General features: G+C 55.4%; 16 protein-coding genes and 2 pseudogenes. 12 read left to right on the forward strand and 6 right to left on the reverse strand.

Going from position 1 to position 19,389, the window contains the following annotated elements; translation table 11 throughout:
* The first annotated feature begins 115 nt into the window (after nucleotides 1-115).
* Together sbcD and BFR47_RS10120 are read left to right on the forward strand one after the other, a co-directional pair.
* Nucleotides 116-1,327: an exonuclease subunit SbcD gene (sbcD, locus tag BFR47_RS10115; protein ID WP_071472957.1), complete on the forward strand. Its 1,212-nt coding sequence runs from the start codon at nucleotides 116-118 to the stop codon at nucleotides 1,325-1,327.
* Entirely contained in the window at nucleotides 1,324-4,737 is a 3,414-nt protein-coding gene (locus tag BFR47_RS10120) for an SbcC/MukB-like Walker B domain-containing protein (RefSeq protein WP_071472958.1), read from the forward strand. The genes sbcD and BFR47_RS10120 overlap by 4 nt, the downstream gene beginning before the upstream one ends.
* Before the next feature lie 247 nt (nucleotides 4,738-4,984).
* Here the strand turns inward: BFR47_RS10120 and BFR47_RS10125 are convergent, their stop codons facing one another.
* Nucleotides 4,985-6,448, reverse strand: coding sequence for a DUF3360 family protein (locus BFR47_RS10125; RefSeq protein WP_071472971.1), 1,464 nt, complete (start codon nucleotides 6,446-6,448; stop codon nucleotides 4,985-4,987).
* Between the two features lie 215 nt (nucleotides 6,449-6,663).
* Here BFR47_RS10125 and BFR47_RS10130 point away from each other — a divergent pair, with 215 nt between their 5' ends.
* The 8 genes and pseudogenes from BFR47_RS10130 (at nucleotide 6,664) to BFR47_RS10160 (ending at nucleotide 13,959) form a co-directional block, all read left to right on the forward strand.
* A complete protein-coding gene (locus BFR47_RS10130; protein WP_245748878.1) occupies nucleotides 6,664-7,338 on the forward strand; it encodes a glutathione S-transferase in 675 nt (224 codons plus the stop codon).
* 76 nt (nucleotides 7,339-7,414) lie between these two features.
* Nucleotides 7,415-8,697 (forward strand): annotated as a pseudogene (locus tag BFR47_RS10135) (mechanosensitive ion channel family protein).
* A 518-nt stretch (nucleotides 8,698-9,215) separates the two neighbouring features.
* Complete coding sequence (locus tag BFR47_RS17825) at nucleotides 9,216-9,833, forward strand: hypothetical protein (RefSeq protein WP_139215152.1); 618 nt, start codon at nucleotides 9,216-9,218, stop codon at nucleotides 9,831-9,833.
* Between the two features lie 53 nt (nucleotides 9,834-9,886).
* Nucleotides 9,887-10,201, forward strand: coding sequence for a hypothetical protein (locus BFR47_RS10140; RefSeq protein ID WP_071472960.1), 315 nt, complete (start codon nucleotides 9,887-9,889; stop codon nucleotides 10,199-10,201).
* A gap of 1 nt (nucleotide 10,202) precedes the next feature.
* Nucleotides 10,203-10,877 carry a C39 family peptidase gene (locus BFR47_RS10145; RefSeq protein ID WP_071472961.1) on the forward strand — a complete coding sequence of 225 codons (675 nt, stop codon included), beginning with the start codon at nucleotides 10,203-10,205 and terminating at the stop codon, nucleotides 10,875-10,877.
* An 11-nt stretch (nucleotides 10,878-10,888) separates the two neighbouring features.
* A complete protein-coding gene (locus tag BFR47_RS10150; protein ID WP_071472962.1) occupies nucleotides 10,889-11,344 on the forward strand; it encodes a hypothetical protein in 456 nt (151 codons plus the stop codon).
* Nucleotides 11,345-11,727: 383 nt separating this feature from the next.
* On the forward strand, nucleotides 11,728-12,876 hold the full coding sequence (locus BFR47_RS10155; RefSeq protein ID WP_071472963.1) for a VpsR-related response regulator: 1,149 nt from the start codon (nucleotides 11,728-11,730) through the stop codon (nucleotides 12,874-12,876).
* Between the two features lie 96 nt (nucleotides 12,877-12,972).
* Entirely contained in the window at nucleotides 12,973-13,959 is a 987-nt protein-coding gene (locus BFR47_RS10160) for a transporter (RefSeq protein WP_071472964.1), read from the forward strand.
* 113 nt (nucleotides 13,960-14,072) lie between these two features.
* Here BFR47_RS10160 and BFR47_RS10165 read toward each other — a convergent pair whose 3' ends face one another.
* The 3 genes from BFR47_RS10165 to BFR47_RS10175 form a co-directional block, all read right to left on the reverse strand.
* Nucleotides 14,073-14,567, reverse strand: a complete 495-nt coding sequence (locus BFR47_RS10165; protein WP_071472965.1) for a M48 family metallopeptidase — start codon at nucleotides 14,565-14,567, stop codon at nucleotides 14,073-14,075.
* 52 nt (nucleotides 14,568-14,619) lie between these two features.
* The gene (locus BFR47_RS10170) at nucleotides 14,620-15,033 is read right to left on the reverse strand and encodes an arsenate-mycothiol transferase ArsC (RefSeq protein WP_071472972.1); all 414 of its coding nucleotides are present in this window, start codon (nucleotides 15,031-15,033) and stop codon (nucleotides 14,620-14,622) included.
* Nucleotides 15,034-15,147: 114 nt separating this feature from the next.
* Nucleotides 15,148-16,137 carry an NAD(P)/FAD-dependent oxidoreductase gene (locus BFR47_RS10175; RefSeq protein ID WP_071472966.1) on the reverse strand — a complete coding sequence of 330 codons (990 nt, stop codon included), beginning with the start codon at nucleotides 16,135-16,137 and terminating at the stop codon, nucleotides 15,148-15,150.
* A 414-nt stretch (nucleotides 16,138-16,551) separates the two neighbouring features.
* Here BFR47_RS10175 and BFR47_RS10180 point away from each other — a divergent pair, with 414 nt between their 5' ends.
* A complete protein-coding gene (locus tag BFR47_RS10180; RefSeq protein WP_217645521.1) occupies nucleotides 16,552-17,286 on the forward strand; it encodes an EAL domain-containing protein in 735 nt (244 codons plus the stop codon).
* A 145-nt stretch (nucleotides 17,287-17,431) separates the two neighbouring features.
* On the opposite strand, the gene BFR47_RS10185 is transcribed toward BFR47_RS10180, so the two are convergent.
* Entirely contained in the window at nucleotides 17,432-18,364 is a 933-nt protein-coding gene (locus BFR47_RS10185) for a pirin family protein (protein WP_071472968.1), read from the reverse strand.
* A 285-nt stretch (nucleotides 18,365-18,649) separates the two neighbouring features.
* Between BFR47_RS10185 and BFR47_RS10190 the strand changes: the two genes are divergently transcribed.
* Complete coding sequence (locus BFR47_RS10190) at nucleotides 18,650-18,952, forward strand: porin family protein (protein ID WP_071472969.1); 303 nt, start codon at nucleotides 18,650-18,652, stop codon at nucleotides 18,950-18,952.
* Nucleotides 18,953-18,967: 15 nt separating this feature from the next.
* On the opposite strand, the pseudogene BFR47_RS10195 reads toward BFR47_RS10190, so the two are convergent.
* A pseudogene (locus BFR47_RS10195) lies at nucleotides 18,968-19,389 on the reverse strand (IS630 family transposase); the annotation flags it as partial.

Genomic DNA, 19,389 nt, shown 5'->3' on the forward strand with positions numbered 1-19,389 from the left:
AAATCAGCGGGAAAGGCCCAGTCTAGCAAGTTTTGCTTCGCCGCCAAGGGAGATTTGCCAGCCATCGGCTTAGCGGGTTTAATAGCGGACATCGCCGTCACCAACAAGAGTCACCATGCGCATACTGCACACCTCCGACTGGCATCTGGGCCAGCACTTCATGGGCAAGACCCGCCTCGATGAACACAAGGCCTTTCTGCGCTGGCTGGTCGAACAGGTAAAGGAACACGAGGTGGCGGCGGTGCTGGTGGCGGGCGATGTGTTCGATACCGGCACCCCGCCCAGTTATGCCCGCGAGCTTTATAACGGCTTTATTGTCGAGCTGCAGCAAACCGGCGCCCAGCTGGTGATTCTGGGCGGTAATCATGACTCGGTGGCCATGCTGAATGAATCCCGCGCCCTGCTGGGATGCCTGAATGTGCAGGTGATACCGGGCATGCTGGACGACGCCGGGCACCAGGTGCTGGTGCTGTCGGATCTCGACGGACAGCCGGGGGCGGTATTGTGTGCCGTGCCCTTCATCCGGGCGCGGGAGGTGATGGCCAGTGAAGCCGGGCAGAGTGCCGCCGACAAACAGCAGACCCTGCAGCAGGCCATTGCCGACCATTATCAACAGCTATTCGAGCGGGCGGAGCAGCAGCGGCAGCAATTGGAACTGCCGTTACCCATCGTCGCGACCGGCCACCTGACCACGGTGGGCGCCAGCAGCAGCGACTCGGTGCGGGAGATTTATATCGGCACCCTGGAGGCCTTCCCTGCCAGCGCCTTTCCCCCGGCCGACTATATTGCCCTCGGGCACATCCACCGGCCGCAGAAGGTGGGTGGTCATGAGCATATCCGTTACTGCGGTTCGCCCATCGCGCTGAGCTTCGATGAAGTGGGGCAACAGAAAGAAGTGCTGCTGGTCGAGGTGAACGGCACCGGCCTGCAGGCGGTGACGCCGCTGCCGGTGCCGACCTTTCAGCCTCTGGCTCGGGTGCAGGGTAATCTGGAGCAGTTGGCGGAACAGATGAAGCAGGTAGCGGAACACAGCAGGGTGCCGGTGTGGCTGGAAGTGACCGTGGCCGAAGACGATTACCTGAGCGACCTGCAATCCCGGGTGGAACAGCTGGCCGCAGACCTGCCGCTGGAAATACTGCTGGTGCGGCGCCAGCGCACAGCAAGTCATGATGGCCTGACCGCAGAGCAGGGCGTGACCCTGAGAGAACTGACGCCGGCGGAGGTGTTCGAGCGACGGCTGGCGCCGGAGCCGCTGGAGGCGGAGCGGCAACAGGCGCTGAGCGCTTTGTACCGTGAGTTACTGGTGCAGATGGAGGAAACAGAATGAAGATCCTAAGCCTGCGCCTGAAAAACCTGAACTCCCTTAAAGGGGAGTGGAAAATCGATTTTACCCGGTCGCCGTTCCGGGACAGTGGCCTCTTCGCCATTACCGGCCCTACCGGCGCCGGCAAGACCACCCTGCTCGATGCCATCTGTCTGGCGCTCTATCACCAGACGCCGCGGATGAAATCGGTGTCCGCCAGCGGTAACGAGCTGATGACCCGTCATACCGCCGACTGCCTGGCGGAAGTGGAGTTCGAGATCAAGGGCGAGGGCTATCGCGCCTTCTGGAGCCAACGGCGCTCCCGGGACAAGCTCGACGGCAAGCTGCAAGCCCCCAAGGTGGAACTGGCCCGCCTGGACGGCACCATTCTCACCACCAGGATCAACGACAAGCTGAGCCTGACCGAACAACTCAGCGGCCTGGATTTCGGCCGCTTTACCAAGTCCATGCTGCTGGCCCAGGGGGGCTTTGCCGCCTTTTTGCATGCGGACGCCAACGAGCGGGCCGAATTGCTGGAAGAGCTGACCGGCACCGATATCTACGCCCAGATTTCGAAGAGGGTGTTCGAACAGACCCGGGAGCAGCAAAACGCGCTGGGTCAGCTGGAAGCCCGAGCCCAGGGTATGGAGCTGCTCAGTGACGAGCAGCGCCGGCAGTACCAGCGCGATATTGATACCGCCGAGGCCGAACGGCTGGCGCGGGACACCGAACTGCAACAGACGCAAACGGCCTTGCAGCGCGGGCGAGAGCGTCGGCAGGCCGCACAACGGCTGGCCGAGGCCGGGCAGGCGCAGCAGCAAGCGCAACAACAATGGCAACAGGCCGAGCCACAACTGAGCCGGCTGGCGGCGGCGAAACCGGCCGGACGATTGCAGCCCATGTGGCAGCAACTGCAGCACAGCCAGACCCGGCAGCAGCAACAAAGCCGCCGGCTGGCAGAGCAGCAGGATGAGCTGCAGCGGCTGACCGAACGGCGAAATACCCTGTGCTGGCAGGGCTCGCAGCTCAGCGGGCAGCAGGCTCGATTGCTGGAACAACAGCAGCAACAGCTGGCCAACGAGCTGGAACAACTGGCGCAGGCCATGGCGGCCAACCCGGTGGGGGAGCGGCTGGGGGAATACCTGGCGGGCTGGCGTGCACAGGTGCGTCAGCTGGAAGATCAGCAGGGTGAGCTGCAAGACTTGGCTCGGGAACGGCAACAAGGGTTGCAGCAACAGAGTGAGCTGGAGCAGCAGCAGGGTCAGCTGCAACAGCAATGTGCTGCCGCCGTGGCCGGGGTCGAGCAGGCCGCGGCGGAGGAGCAACAGCAGCAGCAGGCGTTGACTCTGCTCCTGACGGGTCAAACCCACCAGGAGCTGCGGCATCAGGTACAGGCCCTGCGGAACCAGCAGCCGCTATGGGCAAATGTTTTGCGCGCCTGGGAGCAGCGAGCCCGGCAGCAGCAACAGCAACAGGTGCTGCGTCGGCGCCAGGATGAATGCTCGTCACAACTGGCCGGGCTCGAACAGCAGCGGAATAAGTCTCGTCAGGATTACAAGGAATTGCAGGAGCAGATCCGCGACAAGGAAACACTGTTGGCGCAGGAGCAGCGCATTCGAGCACTGGAGCAGCATCGCGAGCGGTTGCAGCCGGGCGAAGCCTGCCCCCTGTGCGGCAGCGAATCGCACCCGGCCATTCAGGCTTATCAGGCGCTGGACGATAGTACCGAACGGAGTCTGGCCGAGAAGAAGCAGCAGCGAGAGCTGCTGGAACAACGAGGGCAGGAACTCAACCGCCAGCTGGCCAGGCTGCAGGCTCAGCAAGAGCAGGATACTCAGCAATGCCGGGAGCTGGATGAAGCCGCCTCGGCGCTGGCCGGGCAGTTGCAGGGCTGGCTGCAGACGCTCGGTATGACCGAACTCGAAGCCGACGCTCAGCAACAGAACATTGTCCAACGCCAGCAGGCACTGGATCAGCTGGAACAACGGCTGGAACAGGTGGAGCAACAGCAGGAGCGGTTCAATCAGGCTCGGCAGCGGCGACAGGCGGCAGAGAGTCAGCAAGGCGCATTACAGCATCAGCTACACCTGTTGGTGCAGCAGCTACAGTCGTTAACCCGGCAAGCCGAGCAACAGCAGTTACGTATTCAGCAGCAACAACAGGCGCAACAACAGCAACAGGCGGCGCTGGTGGCGTCGTTGGCTGAGCTGAACTGGCCGGCACCCACCGACTGGCAGAGCTGGCTTGACAGCCGTGAGCAAGACTGGCAGCAGTGGCGGCAACAGCAGCAGCGCCAACAGCAACGGCTGGCCGAACAGCAACGGCTGCAACACCAGCAGCAGCAGGCCGAGGCCGAGGCCGCCCGGTGGCAATCGCGCTGGCGGCAACTGGCGCAGGCCGACGGGATGACGATAACGGAGCAACCCAACCCGGGTGAGGCGCTGGTGTTGGTGCAAGAAGAGCTGCACCCGCTGGAGCGGCAGCTACAGGAGCTGGAGGCCGGCATTCGCCTGCAAGACCGTCAGCTGAACGAGCTGGAGCGAGAGCTGGCCGATCTGCGCCAGCGCTGGCAGCAGGCGCTGGAGCAGAGTCCGTTTGCCGACGAGGCGACCTTTCTGGCCGCGGTGTTGAGCGATGAGGAGCGAGAGCTGCTGGAGCAGCAACAGCTGCAACTGCAACAGTCGCTAGACAAAGCGAATATCCTGCTGGAGCAGGCCCGGCAGCGGCAGGCCGAGCTGGGCGAATGTGACCCGGCAGAGGAAGAGGCGCCGCTGGTCGAGCGGGTGGCACAGCTGCAAGCCGAGCTCAGTCGTATACAGCAACATATCGGTGGTCTGCGGGTCAGCCTTGAAGCCGACGCCGAGCGTCGCCAACGCCAGCAGGCGCTGTTTGCCGATATAGCAACGCAGCGACAACAGCTGCAGCTTTGGGAGCAGCTGAACCAGCTGATCGGTTCGGCGGACGGCGCCAAGTATCGCCGTTTTGCCCAGGGGCTGACGCTGGAACATCTGGTGCAGCTGGCCAATCAGCGGTTGGTGCGGTTGCACGGCCGCTACCGCTTGGCGCGTAAAACCGGCGGCGAGCTGGAACTATTGGTGATCGACACCTGGCAGGCAGACGTGGCACGAGATACCCAGACCCTGTCCGGCGGTGAAAGCTTCCTGGTCAGTCTGGCGCTGGCGCTGGCGCTGTCGGATCTGGTGAGCAGCAAGACCCGCATCGACTCGCTGTTTCTGGATGAAGGCTTTGGCACCCTCGATGCGGAAACCCTTGAAGTGGCGCTGGACGCGCTGGATGCGCTCAACGCCAGCGGCAAGATGATCGGGGTGATCAGCCATATCGAGGCGCTGAAAGAGCGGGTGCCGGTGCAGATCAAGCTGAGCAAGAGCCAGGGTCTGGGCCTGAGCCGGCTGGCGCCGGAATTTGCCGTGTAGAAAAGCATAAGGCCGGACACCGGCCTTATGCTTGGGATTGCGTTGTTTGTGCAGAAACCGTAGGCCAAAGGGTCCGCTCCGCCGACACGCTTCGGGCACATCCATGTGACGCTCGGCAAATGCCATCCGTGGCATTTGACGGTCGGCCGAGCGGTTCCCTTTGACCTCCCTTTAGCATGCAAGATGACTGTTCGAAAGCAAAAGGGCCGGAAAACCGGCCCTTTGTTCATCATATAGTAGCTAACTGTCAGTCTGCGGTGATCAGCGCCGGGATCCCCGGCAGCATGCCCACGGCGGCCATGATACCCAGCAGGATGACAAAGGTGACACCGGGGATCACCCAGCGGTCGGTCCGGCGCAGTGTCTTGCCGCGTTCCTTGTCGCCAATCAGGCCCAGGTTGTCGAGCAGCATGGTCATGGACCAGCCGAACACCGGGTTCACGAAGGCGGAGGCGAACACCACTATGCCGGCAGACTGGCTGCTGGTGGTGTTGCGGGTCATCTGCATTCCCGCTTCCAGCAGCGGCATGAATACCCCCACGATCAGCGCTACCCGCAGTACCGGTGCCCACACCGCCAGATCCATGGGGTAACCCCAGAGCGCGGCCACGATACACATGACGCCGGTCAGTATGGCGCCGGCGGGAATGGGGCGCTTGGCGATGGCGGCGGGGATCATGTAGGTACCCCAGGAAGAGGTGAGGTTACCGCCACCCAGTACGCTGCCCACCGCCTGACGGACCGAGGCAATGCCCATGGTGTCGTCCACGTTCATCAGTACCTTGTCGGCTTTCTTCGGATAGTTCAGCTCCTGGAATACCCGGTGTCCCATGAAGTCGGGCGACCACATGGCCACCGCCAGCACCGCGAAGGGCGCCACGCTGATGAAGTGCTGCAGATCGGGCCAGCCCATCTGCCAGCCGGTGTTTTCACCCCACCAGTAGGAAGGAGAAAGGTGCGGCATGCCCGGTTCGGTAACAAACTCGAAGGGCGCGCCCAGGGCAATGGCAATCACGAAGGCGATGCCGGAGCCGAGCGGAATGGACAACCAGCGCATTTCCAGCCGGGCCAGCAGGGCATACATGACGATGGTACTCAGGATCACCGCAAAAGCCACGTAGCCCATGTCCAGACCATTGGCCCAGGCGGTGAGTGCCTTGATCTGACTGAGCAGCCCCACGGCACCGAGGTAAATCAGCAGGCCGCCGCGTACCCCGTCGCTGGTCAGCGCCATCAGCTTGCTGCCCCCCTTGCTGATACTGAGCAAAAGACCGAACAGCCCGACCAGCAGCCCCAGTGCCAGCGGATGGCCCCCGGAGGCGACGATCAGTGGAATCAGCGGGATCATGGGGCCATGAGTACCGGCCAGATTGGCGGTCGGATTGATAAACCCGGAGAACAGGATCACGAACAGCACGGCGGCTATCAGCATTTCGAAGCGGACGTTTTCCACCACGAAGGCATCGGACAGCCCCAATGGTCCCGCGAAGGCGGCGACTACGGCCGCGACCATCACGATTTTGCCGATGGTGGCGGCGAGGGCGGGGACCAGATCTTCCAGCTCGAAGCTGTAATCCCTGAACGGCAGGTTCATTCGCCAGCGTTTGGGCGACATGATCGAGAGTTCATGTTCCAGGTAGGCGGCGCGGCTTTCGAAGTCGCTGCGGGGTTTGCGTTGTTCGCGATAGCTGGGAGTGGGGGTCTCTGACACGGTAGTCTCCTTGATGATGGTCATCGTCTGGGTGTCATCTCAGGGCCTGATTATCGCGGGTGTTAATGTTTTGTGGTATTGGACATAAGTAGTAGAACAATTCATTAACAAATGCGGGCTCAGCGCCATCCGGTGGGGATGGGGCCGATTTTGTGCCAAGCTGACATGCCGACCGGTGACCAACAACCGACAAGGGAGATAAGCCGTTGATAACAGTGCATCATCTGAATGATTCCCGCTCTCAGCGGATCCTCTGGATGCTGGAAGAGCTGGGGCTGGACTACGAGATCAGCCGTTACCAGCGAGATCAGGATACCCTTCTCGCTCCCGAGAGTCTGAAGCGAATACATCCGCTGGGCAAGGCACCGGTACTGACCGACGATAGCATGACGCTGGCCGAGTCCGGTGCCATCATCGACTACCTGGCACAGACCTACGGCCGGGACTCGCTGTTGCCGGCGAGAAACAGTCCGGCCTGGTGGGATTATGTGTACTGGTTGCACTATGCGGAAGCCTCATTGATGCCGCCGCTGCTGCTGCGCCATGTGTTCGACCGGATACAGCAGGCGCCGGTGCCGTTTTTTGTCCGGCCTGTCGTCGGCAGAATAGTGGCGGGGGTCGACAAGGCCTTTCTGCGCCAGCAAATCAAGACCCATCTGAATTTTGTGGCGGACCATCTGTCCTGTCATGACTGGCTGGGCGGCCATCACTTCGGCGCGGCCGATATCCAGATGAGCTTTCCGCTGGAGGCGGCCATGCACCGGACCGAGCTGGCCGACAGTTATCCCCGGCTCAAGGCCTATGTCGCCCAGCTACAGGCCAGACCCGCTTATCTCAAGGCGCTGGCGAAAGGCGGCCCCTACCTTTACGGCCCCAGAGACGCAGTTTGATAGTGGTAGTGATAGCCATTAGCATGAACGCCTTATTGTTACTGAACGGAAAAACAAGATGAACGAGGTAAAAGACCTGAAGGGATGGATCATGCCCTGGCTGAACGCTCATGTTCCACAGTTCTCGGGCCTGGCCTATACCGCCGCCGTCTTGCTGTTGATCGTGCTCATCTCGGCGGCGATCCACTTTGTTCTGCACCGGGTCGTGCTCAAATGGGTGGAGGGGCGTGCCAGAGGTTCTCGCCGGGTGTGGCGCCAGGCATTTTTTGAACGCAAGTTGTTCAATCGGTTGGCGCTGACCCTGCAGGGCATCATCATCTATATTCAGGCCGGACTCTGGCTCGACGGCGGAGCCTGTCGTTACCCGTTATTCAGACGGCATCACACCTGTGGATACTGCTCTATGGTTTGCTGTCGCTGTATGCGCTGCTCGATGCCTTGCTGGATATTTTTCAGCAGCAGCCGGCCATGCGCACCTTTCCGCTGCGGGGGATCTTCCAGAGCCTGAAGCTGATCGCGAGTATCTTTATCGGACTCTTGATTATCTCTACCCTGATCGGTAAGTCGCCGTTGCTCCTGCTCAGCGGCCTGGGCGCCATGACGGCGGTACTGATGCTGGTGTTCAAGGATCCCATCCTCGGGCTGGTGGCCGGTATCCAGCTGTCGGCCAACGACATGCTGTCGGTAGGGGACTGGCTGGAAATGTCCAAGTACGGCGCCGACGGTGCGGTGATCGATATCGGCCTGACCACGGTCAAGGTGCAAAACTGGGACAACACCATTACCACGGTTCCCACCTATGCGCTGATTTCCGATTCGTTCAAGAACTGGCGCGGCATGAGCGAGTCGGGCGGAAGACGCATCAAACGCAGCCTGCTGATCGACAGCAGCAGTGTGCGTTTTTTGAATGAAGATGATCTGCACCGCCTGCAGCGTGCCAGCTTACTGGCGCCTTATCTGGATGCCAAAGCACAGGAGTTGAGCCGTTATAAAAGTGAACGGCAGCTGGATCTGTCGTCACCGGTCAATGGCCGGCGGCTGACCAACCTCGGTACCTTTCGCGCCTACCTCGACGCTTTCCTGAAAGATCATCCCCGTATTCATCAGCAGATGACGCTGATGGTGCGCCAGCTTGAGCCCACTCCCAACGGCATACCGATGGAGATTTATGCCTTTACCAACACCACCCGGTGGGTGGAATACGAAGGCATTCAGGGCGATATCTTCGACCACGTGTTTGCGGTGCTGCCGGAGTTCGACTTGCGGGCGCATCAGGCACCAACAGGTTACGATATGCGTTCGCTGGGGCGAACGGCAGCCGCTGACGCCGGCCAGGATAACATTCGCCGGGCGGGGTAGGGCGAGATGAAACAAGAAAAGGCCAATTGGCCCTTTCTTGGCTTCGGTTTCGATACGAAAATAAAGGCTCGGAAAAGTTCCTTCTATTTTTAATGAATAAAGTTCCAAATGTATATCTATACTGGTGTCAGTATCATTTGATACCTGTTTATAGTTGCGGAGTAGCAACGTTTTGATAATTTTTATTTTTATCAATGACTTGCTAGGTAATTAAAGGCCATTTAATTCTCCGTTTCATCTCTATATGCCGTGTTTCCATCGTGCATCGTCTCAAATGTGACACAGGTAGCTCGTTATTTTTTATCAGTTTGGTTTTGTATATAACAAAGTGATTTATTAAATGTTGTCTTTGATACACCCCGCTTTTTTCACTCGGCTAATCTTTAACTCAGGGTTAGAGAGAAAACCCTGAACCCGACCAGAACACCCAGGTTGATATATTTAAGGTGAATGATCTTATATGTCCGGGAGCCATGGGCGGTTAAATAACTAGACGGTGAATGAAGAGGGATTTTATTATGTCTATGAAAAAGAAAACCTTGGCAATATTGGTTGCCCTGTCTGTTGGTGCTTCATTCGGTGCACTGGCTAATGGTAGTAGCACCGGCCACAATAATGGTAATGGTCATAACAATGGATATGACCATGAGCATGGTGATTATTGGAAAGGTAAAAAAAGAGGAGGCCGGGGTGGTGGTTACAGTTATAGTCGGGGTGATAGTTTGCGTTTGAGTGTAGGAGATGTAGAAATCAACGCTCTTGCAGTTACGCAGTCTATTGAATCAAAACAGAAAGCAGAACTGGGTAATTTCGACTTTGACTGGGATCAGGAAAAAAATGATGCCACAGCAGATGCCGATGCAAAGGCTAACCCCGATTTGACGTCAGGTCGTCAGGGTGGATACAAACGTCATTATGGTTATAGAAAACCAAGTAGCGAAGCCGACCTGGATAGCAATTCAGCCGATGGCGGTACTGCTCGTGCCATGGCTACATCCAGCATGAAAGTGAAGACTGGTGACAATACAATTGGTAATAGCGCTGCAATGAATGGTATTGGCACGCAGACTGCTGTATCAGGTATGTCTGTTAGCGTTCAGAATAGTGTTAATATAAATGCCAGTAGTCAGTTCTAATCTAAGCCTTATTGCCGGCTCAATGTAGGGCCGGCTGTTTATCTGGAGGGAATATGAAAAAGTTGATTTTTTTATCTGCTTTTTTTAGCTGCTCTCTTTTTGCTGGTCAAGGCTTGGATATGCTTGAGAGTGCTGATGACACCTTGCTTGAAAAAAGCCGTGGTATGTCGATTCTGGTGCAGTCCAACGACAGCAAGCAGGGCGGCAGCATTGGTGAGAGTAATATGAGTGATTTGATAACAGGGAGTAATACTATAAGTCCGGGGGCTTTTAATAATGCCCATGGGATACTCATGATTAACCTGGTGTCAGGTAATTCAAATATTTCCAACATGAGTTCTAATATCAATATCATTTCGGCTAAATAATATGAGAAAATTACTATGGATGATAATTTTTTTTCCAGCGTTTAGCTTTGCATTGAATTTTCCTGGCGCTGGAGGGGCCCGGCTGAGAGTGCCGGTGCAGAGTTTTTCCGAAATAAAATTTGGGGAGGTGGTAAAGCAGAAGTACGACTTCAGCTGTGGTTCGGCGGCCTTGGCTTCTTTATTGAGTCATCACTATGGAATACCGATGACCGAAGAGAAAGCATTTGAGGAGATGTTTAAATATGGCGATAAAAGTAAAATAGAAGAGCAAGGTTTTTCCATGTTGGATATGAAGAATTTCCTGGCGAGAAGGGGGTTGAGAGCAGATGGTTTCGAGTTGGGAAGAGAAGATATAGTAGAACTGGGAATTCCGGCAATCGCCTTGGTTAACTACAGCGGTTATAACCACTTTGTTATAGTGAAGGGCGTGATGGATGATAAGGTGCTGGTTGGTGACCCTGCATTAGGACTACATATCATGAGTGCTGATGATTTTGATAAAAGCAGTAATGGTATTTTTCTTTTTGTAAGGGATAAAATCGACCTGGCGAAGTCTGGCTTTAACAAGGTGAAAGACTGGGAGCACTCGGCCCCCAACGCGCCATCCCGTATGGCATTGATGCAGAGATTGCCACACCTGACAGACCTGATGTTGCCATCCGAGTATGACTACTGATTGAGGTGACAATGATGAAATGGCTGATAGTTTCACTGTTGTTTGTTCATGCTATGGCCTTTTCGAAAAGTTATGACGTTTTGTTTGACAACGTACCTGCCTTATCGGAAAGCGTACTGGACCAGCAACGAGGTGGTTTTATTTCACTGGGAGGGAATTATTCAATTGGGCTTAAAATGAGTGTGCTGGTTAACGGTACACATGTTTTTAACAGTAACATAATCAACTTGGTCAATGGGGCAGCGAATACCGAAATCAAGGATGCAGGAGGGATTTCAGGTCTGGATATTACTCCTTTGCTCGGGAGGGGGCAGCTGGGTTATATAATTAAAAATTCGGCGAATGGAGTTGTAACCGATGCCAGGGTTGATGTTGACGTGATTACTCCGATAAACATGAAGCAATACCGATCTCAACAGCGAGTGTCCAGTAGGATTCGAGCAGCAACGGAGCGGTTAGGTTATTGATAGTATGTCTTTGATTATTAATATTTTTTGGTTGTTGTGTTGTATGGTGAACTCGGCGAGATATGTTAATTCTTGCCGAGTTTTTTGTGCCTGATGGCTGCAGTTTATCACTCTCCCATCATCAGATATTAGATCATTTATAATCAACAACTTGGGAGGGAGCCAAGCAATAGCCAGATAAGATTGACCAGCCTGGCTGAGTGAAAAATCTTGGTTTAATACGAGTCCCTCCTTGAGTATTGCAGGCGTTGAACAATAAAACGTTATTTTTAATTGTTCAAATTTTTCATATGGTTATGTTGTGGTTGTCTTGCTTGTTGCTTGATTGGTTAAATTCTGTTCTATAGTGGTATCTATCACTGGATGAAAGGTGGTGGTACAGGATGGACTTGGAAAGGGAGATTCTGGTTCTTCAACTCTCGAACTCTTCGGGCCTGCGGCTGTTGAGTAATCAATATGAGCACTGGTCCTTGATTAGATATTCTAATCTTGAGGCGGCAGGATTATACCTGGACAGTAAAGATACAGCGATAGGGATACTAGATTGCAGCAGTGCCATGCAACCTGATGTGGAAGTGGAGCGCTGGTTGAGCTGTTACAAGGGGGTCTCCTGGATTGCGATTCTTTCAAAAGAGCAATTGTCGAAAAAAGAGTGGCAGCTCTTCGTAGCCACACATTGTTACGACTACCACACCGTTCCTGTATCGGAAGGGAAGTTGTTTGTCACCATAGGCAGAGCTTATGGAATGAGTAAACTGAAGAACAAGTTGAGCCTGTCATTTCAGAAAGGGGAAGTGATCGGTCGGCATGAAATATTCCAGAATGCCCTGCGAAAAATGTATCGATACAAGCGTGGTCCAGTGACGTTGTCTGGCGAGGCGGGTACGGGAAAACATTTGCTCGCCGAACGGTGGGCCAGGTTGAATGGGTTTGAATTCATCGCACTCGATGCCAGTAGTGTCGAGTTGAAAAGTTACCTTTCCCATCTTGATGGCGACACATATAAAAATTCAAATATTGAAGCCTGTCTTTGTATCAATGATGTTGTAGAGCTGTCGGGTTCTGAGCAATCTAACATCTGTAATTTTTTGTTGATGGAGGTGAGGGGGTGTGAATTTGTATTCTGTTGCGAGTTGAGTGTTGATGAAGTTGATGATTCAGGTTCTGTTACGCCAGAATTCCTGACCGTCTTGAAGAAGAACTGGATTGACATTCCCCCATTAAGAGACCGGGGGCAGGACAAGATTGTTCTGGCAAAGTACTATCTTTATAAGTTGAGCCGGGAGCAGAATAAACGATTTCTTGGCTTTACCAGTGACGCCGAAGATGCCATTTCCGTTTACGACTGGCCTGGCAATATTGACGAACTTATTGAAAAAATAATGACGGGGTTGTTTTGTTGCGAGGGAGATTATTTAGACGCAGAGTCAATGGGACTTAATGAACACGGTCTTTCAAAAAAATATAATAATTTGAGTCTCAGGCAGGCAAGGGAAGAAGCCGAAGCACTTGCCATAAAAAAAAGTGCTTGAACTGGTGTCGGGGAAACCAGGAAGGGCTGCCGAGCTGCTTTGTATTTCCAGGGCTTCGTTGCATCGATTGATAGCAAGATATGGAATCAGGAGATAATGATGAAAAAAAGGATACTATCAGCCGGCTTGCTGCTTTCCGTGATCGGTACAGTGCAGGCACAAGACAAGCAGGTTGTTGATTCGATAGCCAACACCCTGGAAACCCGAGGTTTGTTGACCCCCAAGGGGCAGTTTGAAATTGAGCCCTCATTCAGTTATTCCCAGAATACATCCAACCGTATTTCCATTGTGGGTTACAGCGTGTTACCCGCTCTGGTGGTGGGGTTGATTGAGGCGTCAGATGCAGATCAGGCAACCTTCACCGTCGGGATGGCCGCTCGTTATGGCTTGACCAACCGGATAGAGCTGGAGCTGAGAGCACCCTGGGTGTATCGCTATGATACTTTTACAACAAGGGCCGCATCTGATGGAGGAGGAGATGAAGTCAGAAGATTTAACTCCGAAGGCTCTGCTCTGGGAGACATCGAAGCGGCCATTCGCTATCAGTACAATTTGGAGTCGCCTCCGTTCTGGATCGGCGGCTTGAGAATAAAGTCAGACACGGGTGAATCCCCATTCGATAATGAAGTCAATGACCAAGGGATATTCTTGGATCCCCCGACCGGCTCTGGCTCCTGGTCTATCGAGCCGAGCATGACCCTGATTTATCCCTCTGATCCTGCCGTGCTGTTTGGTACAGCGGGCTACACCTGGAACCTGGGGGCCGATGCCGGTCGGGATCTGGACGATGATGGTCTGGCAAATGATAAATTCAATCTGGGCAACAGCTTCTTCCTGGGCATGGGCATGGGCTTTGCGGTCAACAATCGTTTGTCGTTCAGTTTGGGTGTCAATCACCGCACTGTGTTCAAGTCCAGCGTAAATGGCCAGAAAACCGGTTCAATCTTGCAGCTGGACAGCCTCTCGACCGGCTTTTCGCTGGCACTGACCGACAAGACGGCCCTCAATATGAACCTGCAGGCGGGCCTGACGGAAGATGCGCCCGATGTAGAAGTGAACTTTAGTCTGCCCATTTCGTTTTGATGCCGGCGCACGGGGTACCCGACTCTCAGTATCGAGCAGAAAAATAGCGGATAAAACCAGAGCCGGATAACCGGCCCTTGTCCTTTTCCTGTGTCACGAAAGCCGGGGCGACATTATGCCCCGAGCTCTCGCCACTGCAACCACAACCGGGTATCCAGCTCGAGCTGATGATAGCCGGGCTCGATATGACAGCATAGTTGGTAAAAGGCCTTGTTGTGATCCTTCTCCTTAAAGTGGGCCAGCTCGTGTACCACTATCATGCGCAGGAATTCCGGCGGAGCTTCCTTGAACAGGGCGGCCACGGTAATGCTGTTGTGGGCCTTGAGCTTGTTGCCCTGCACCCGAGACTGATAGGTGTGCATTCCCAGAGCTTGCTTGAGCACATTGAGTTTGCTGTCGTAGCGCACCTGACTGAGTGGCGGACTCTTGCGTAGGTACTGATTTTTCAGGTTATTGATATAGCCGTACAGCGCCTTGTCGTTCTGGATCTGGTGTTGGTCCGGGTACTTGCGGAGCAGGTAATCCCCCAGTCGGCCGCTGGTAATCAGTTCACCGGCTTGTTGCTGGATCTGTTCCGGATAACCGGCCAGGTATTTAAGGGTATTCAAGCTGTGTCTCGCACTGCATAAACCTTGCACAGGATATGAGGATAGCCATCGGTTACCACAGGGGTTTCCCCTTGCGATCCTGCACCAGCACCAGCAGTTTGATGCGTTCAAAGATTTCGTGTACCACCTTCGCCGCTTGTGGTCGGGAGCAGCACTGGGCGTCTTCGAAATGCCAGGCCATGAACTGATTGGCGGGTATGGCTCTGGCAACATCTTCAGCCTGTTCACAGAGGCTGATCACGATATCGAAGTATCGTTCTTCAACGGAGTCCAGCCCCTTGCCGTAGAGCCCCTCGGTACTGACACCAAGCTGTTGCAGCGCGGCCAGGGCAAGGGGATCTATGTCGGTAGGCTGCACGCCCGCGCTGATGGCCTGATAGCGATCGGCGGCAAGGTGTTTGAGCAGCGCCTCGGCGATAGGAGAGCAGACGGCGTTGCTGTGACAGACAAAAAGCACAGAAGTCATGGCGGAATCTGAATCCTGAATGATGGCCACATCATATATATGGCCCCCCTTATGTCAACGACATCGGTGCCCCGGATTCATCAGGCTGTCATCTTGTTACGTTAGGGAGGAGCCTCACAACCGGGTACGCAGGGCGCCGGCCAGCCGGTGAGCACTGGTAAAGGCCGCTTCCACTCGCCCGCCCAGGCACCAGTCGCCACAGGCGGCCAGCCTGCCGTGTTCGTTCATCACAAAACCCGGATCCGGTTCTGCCACCTCGGTGCTGATCGCATAGCGCCAGCGGTGTAACTGTGCCTGTGTTATGGCACCGGCATCGACTCCGGTGAGCGTACAGAAATGGTCGATAAGCCGTTGTTTTACCTGTTCCTGATCGTTTTCGAGGTGAATGGCCGCCCATTCCGGAGTGCTATGTACCACCACGGCCCCGACCTGGCGCTGGCGCCCCGGCAGGCGATGATTGAAGGCAATCCAGTTGATGGGTGAGTTGTTGACCCTGGCGGCATCCCACACCGGCAACGCGGCATCGTCCACGGCCAGCAGCAGGGCATAACAGGGCTGCATGGCAAAACCGTCGAGGGCATTGTGCCCCAGCTGCGGTGCTGGCAACAGCGCTCGGGTCTGCGGCAGTGGCGCCGAGCTGATGACCCAGTCGTACTCACCCAATGGCCGGTCATGCTCATCATGCAATTGCCATTTTTCCTGCTGCTGTGCCACACGGCCGACACGGGTTTGCAGCCGAACATCCAGCCCGTCGGCCAGGGTCTTGAGTAGTTGGTTCATGGCCGGTACCGCCACATAGTGCGGCTCGAACCAGAGGCGCTTGAAGGGCGGCTTTGCCGGACTCAGGGTGGTAATGTTGGGCTGCCATTCGGCGACGATGCCCCTGTCGATAAAGGGGCTCAGCAGGGCCTTGAAAGCAGCCGTCCGGGCGGTAAAGAACTGGGCGCCATGATCCCATTGGTGGGTGCCGTTACGGCGGGTCGACATGCGGCCGCCCAGGCCACGGGCCTTTTCAAAGAGGGTGAGTTCCGCGTGCGGGGCCAGCTCGCGGGCCAGGGTCAGCCCGGCCATACCGGCACCGATAATCGCAATGCTTGGTTTCATATTGGTCCTTTTTATTGTCCTAAGCTGCATTGTTCTGATGTGTTTTGCTGTACGCGAGACTGGCGTGAGTGCCAGCAAAGAAAAAGCCGGCAGCCTAGACACGGCCGACAGTACCGGCATGTCGATTTTTCAGGCTGCATCAATGAACGCAAGGTGCCGTGGCATTTTTCTTGACCGGGATCTCTTGGCAGGTCTTTCATTAAACAGGAAATTTTATTGTGGAATCCGCCTTGCGGGCCATATCATGGCCTTGTTTACAAGCCGGCCCGGCTCGGGGGGCTTGCCATAAAACCGGTCTGTGCCTTGTTTGATGAAGGACACATTGGCTACAACACATTGGCTACAAGTGGATAGCCTATCGCGGTACAGGGCAAGACAATGGATATCCCGATACAGATAAAGCAACAAACATGCATGGATTGCCTGAGTGGGCAGCCGCTGGGGTTTGAAATCAAAATGGCGTTCCAGCCGATTATCGACTGGCAGTCACAGAGCATTTTTGCCTATGAGGCGCTGGTGCGTGGCCCCACAGGTCAGGGGGCCGGCTGGGTGTTCGATCGCATCAACGACAGCAATAAATATTACTTCGATCAGTCCTGTCGGGTGAAGGCGATAGAAACCGCCGCCCGGCTGGGTTGTGACACCTTGCTCAGCATCAATTTCCTGCCCAATGCGATCTACAACCCGGAAACCTGCATACGGGCGACCATAGAGGCCGCCGAACTGTATCGGTTTGATCTTGAAAAGATTATTTTCGAGGTGACGGAAGGTGAGCAGATCCTGAATCAGAACAAGCTCAAGCGCATTTTCGAGTCTTATGCTCGGCACGGCTTTCGCACCGCCATCGACGATTTTGGTGCCGGTTTTGCCAGCCTGGAGTGGCTGCACAGCCTGCGTCCGAGCATTTTAAAACTGGACATGGATCTTATCCGCAACATTCATCAGGACAGTGCCCGTCAGCGGCGTCTGGTCGATATTCAGCGGGTCTGCGCCGAGCTGGGGGTGATCATTCTGGCCGAAGGCATAGAAACCGTGGAAGAGCGGGACTTTCTGGTCAATGCCGGGGTACGTTACCTGCAGGGCTATCTGTTTGCCAAACCGGCACTGGAACAGTTGCTAACCAAGGCGCAAGTCCAGGGCTGGCGCTGACCGGTTTGCCCTGTGACCGGCACCCGGGGAGTCTTCGCCTGATGGGCGCTCTGGGCCGGGTGACGGACCAACATAGACAACCCGGTTGATGGAATGCTCCATGATGGTGTGGTGCGATGTCGCCGTTATCGGCTTTCTTGTGTATTCAAGGCAGTCGGGGAGCCTGCAGCGGTGTGCCATCATAGCCGCGGACTTCCCCGAAACGGCCACTGTTATCGTTCCAGTCGGCCAGTGCCTGGACGATATCCTGCTTGTCGTGGCCGACGAAGTTCCACCAGACAAAAATCTCCTCGTTCAGCGGTTCTCCGCCCACCAGCAGTACGCGCGATCCCGGTGCCAGGGTAATGGTCATCTCGCTGCGATGGAGTCCGAGATAGGCCAGCTCGTTCACCGTAAACGAGTCTCCCTGTGCTTCCATACTGCCTTCCAGCACCAGCAGGCCGTATTCAAAATCCTTTTGCAGGGTCAGGCCGACGGTGACATTCCGGCTGGCGTACATATCTATCCCGACTAAAGGCGAAAAGGTCAGAACGGGGGCCTTGTGCTCCTGATACTCGCCGACCAGCAGGGTGAAATCCATGCCATCCCGAGACCAGTGCGGGAGTTTCGGGTAGTGGTCGAAGCGGGGCGGCGTGTCCTTGTCGGCCATGGGCAGGGCAATCCACAACTGGGCGGCATGCAGGTCTGACTCGCCGGGTACCGACTCTTCGGTGTGGGAGATGCCATGGCCGGCGGTCATCAGGTTGACCTGGCCGGGGCGGATCAGCTGTTCATTGCCGAGGCTGTCTCGGTGCAGCACCTTGCCTTGCAGCATCCAGGTGAAGGTTTGCAGACCGATATGAGGGTGCGGTCCCACTCGCAGCCCCTGGTCGCCGGCGGTAAAGTGCGCCGGGCCGGCATGATCGAGAAAGCACCAGGCGCCAATCACCCGACGCTGCTGGCCGGGAATAAGCCGGGCCACCGGAATGCCGCCTACATCGGCGGTGCGCGCCGCCAGCCGCTGAATCTGCCGTCGACCGTTTTGCTGCGGACATTCCCGGGACGAACCGAACCCCGAAGACCAGCGAATGTTGCTCATGGCGCCTCCTTGAGAGATTGCATCAATGAATATCTTCAATAGTAGCGCCCTGAAGCACAGTCTGCCGTGAACCAGCAACAGGCTGCTGCGCACCGACTGTTATCATCCCCGCCTGCTCGAATCGGAGTTCAGCAATTGGCATGAGCAGGCACGAAAGTCGGGATGAAGGAGAGGGTAAATAAGTTGGCGATTATGCATTGGCTGCCATATGAAACTTTGCCTAAGCTTTTCTTCGCACGAGGATGATTATTAATATTCAAACAAAAACAACAAGGATGGTGGCTAATGATGATTCGCTCATTGAGTGCGGGTTTATGTCTGCTGGCGATGGCGGGTGCCCATGCCCAGCCATACTCTTCAACAACTCCCCATATGTACGCACAGCCCGAGTTTTATGTAGGGCTGAATTATGCTCAGTTACAATTTGATATCGAGAATGACTTTATTGACGATGCTCTTGATGAATCAATCGACTGGAATACGGTAGGCATTAACCTGGGGGTGCAGCCTTCCCCTTATCTGGCATTCGAAGGTCGTTATGGCAGAGGAATGGGGAGTGAAGATCTTGTGGATGGTACGATTAAATAACTGATCCTAATAGTGCTACATTCTGGCTGTGCCATAACCATTCCCTGGAAATGGCGAAACGGTATCCATAAAATGTCTGACTCGCTTCAGCAGCGATACCATGCTGTAGCACTGGTGATTGCGGGTTACCGTCTCATGCAGCTTGTGCCAAAGCAGCTCTATCTTGTTAATCCAGGGTGAGTAGACCGGCTGGAAGATCAGGATGAACTTGGGATTATCTGCCAGCCAGCTTTGCACCAGATGGCTCTTGTGGATCACGTAATTATCCAAGATTAGCGTGATGTTCCGGGCTCGTCGTTAGCGTCGACGCAAGGCTTCCAGCAACGAGATAAACAGGGCTGAGTTCTTTTTGTGACCAGCAACATAGGTTACCTTGCCCGTCGTCGCATGCAGGGCTCCGGCCAGATAGTGCTTTTCGTTGATACCCGGTGTGACGA

The organism is Oceanisphaera psychrotolerans (assembly GCF_001870485.1).
In the GTDB taxonomy this organism is placed as follows: Bacteria; Pseudomonadota; Gammaproteobacteria; order Enterobacterales; family Aeromonadaceae; genus Oceanimonas; species Oceanimonas psychrotolerans.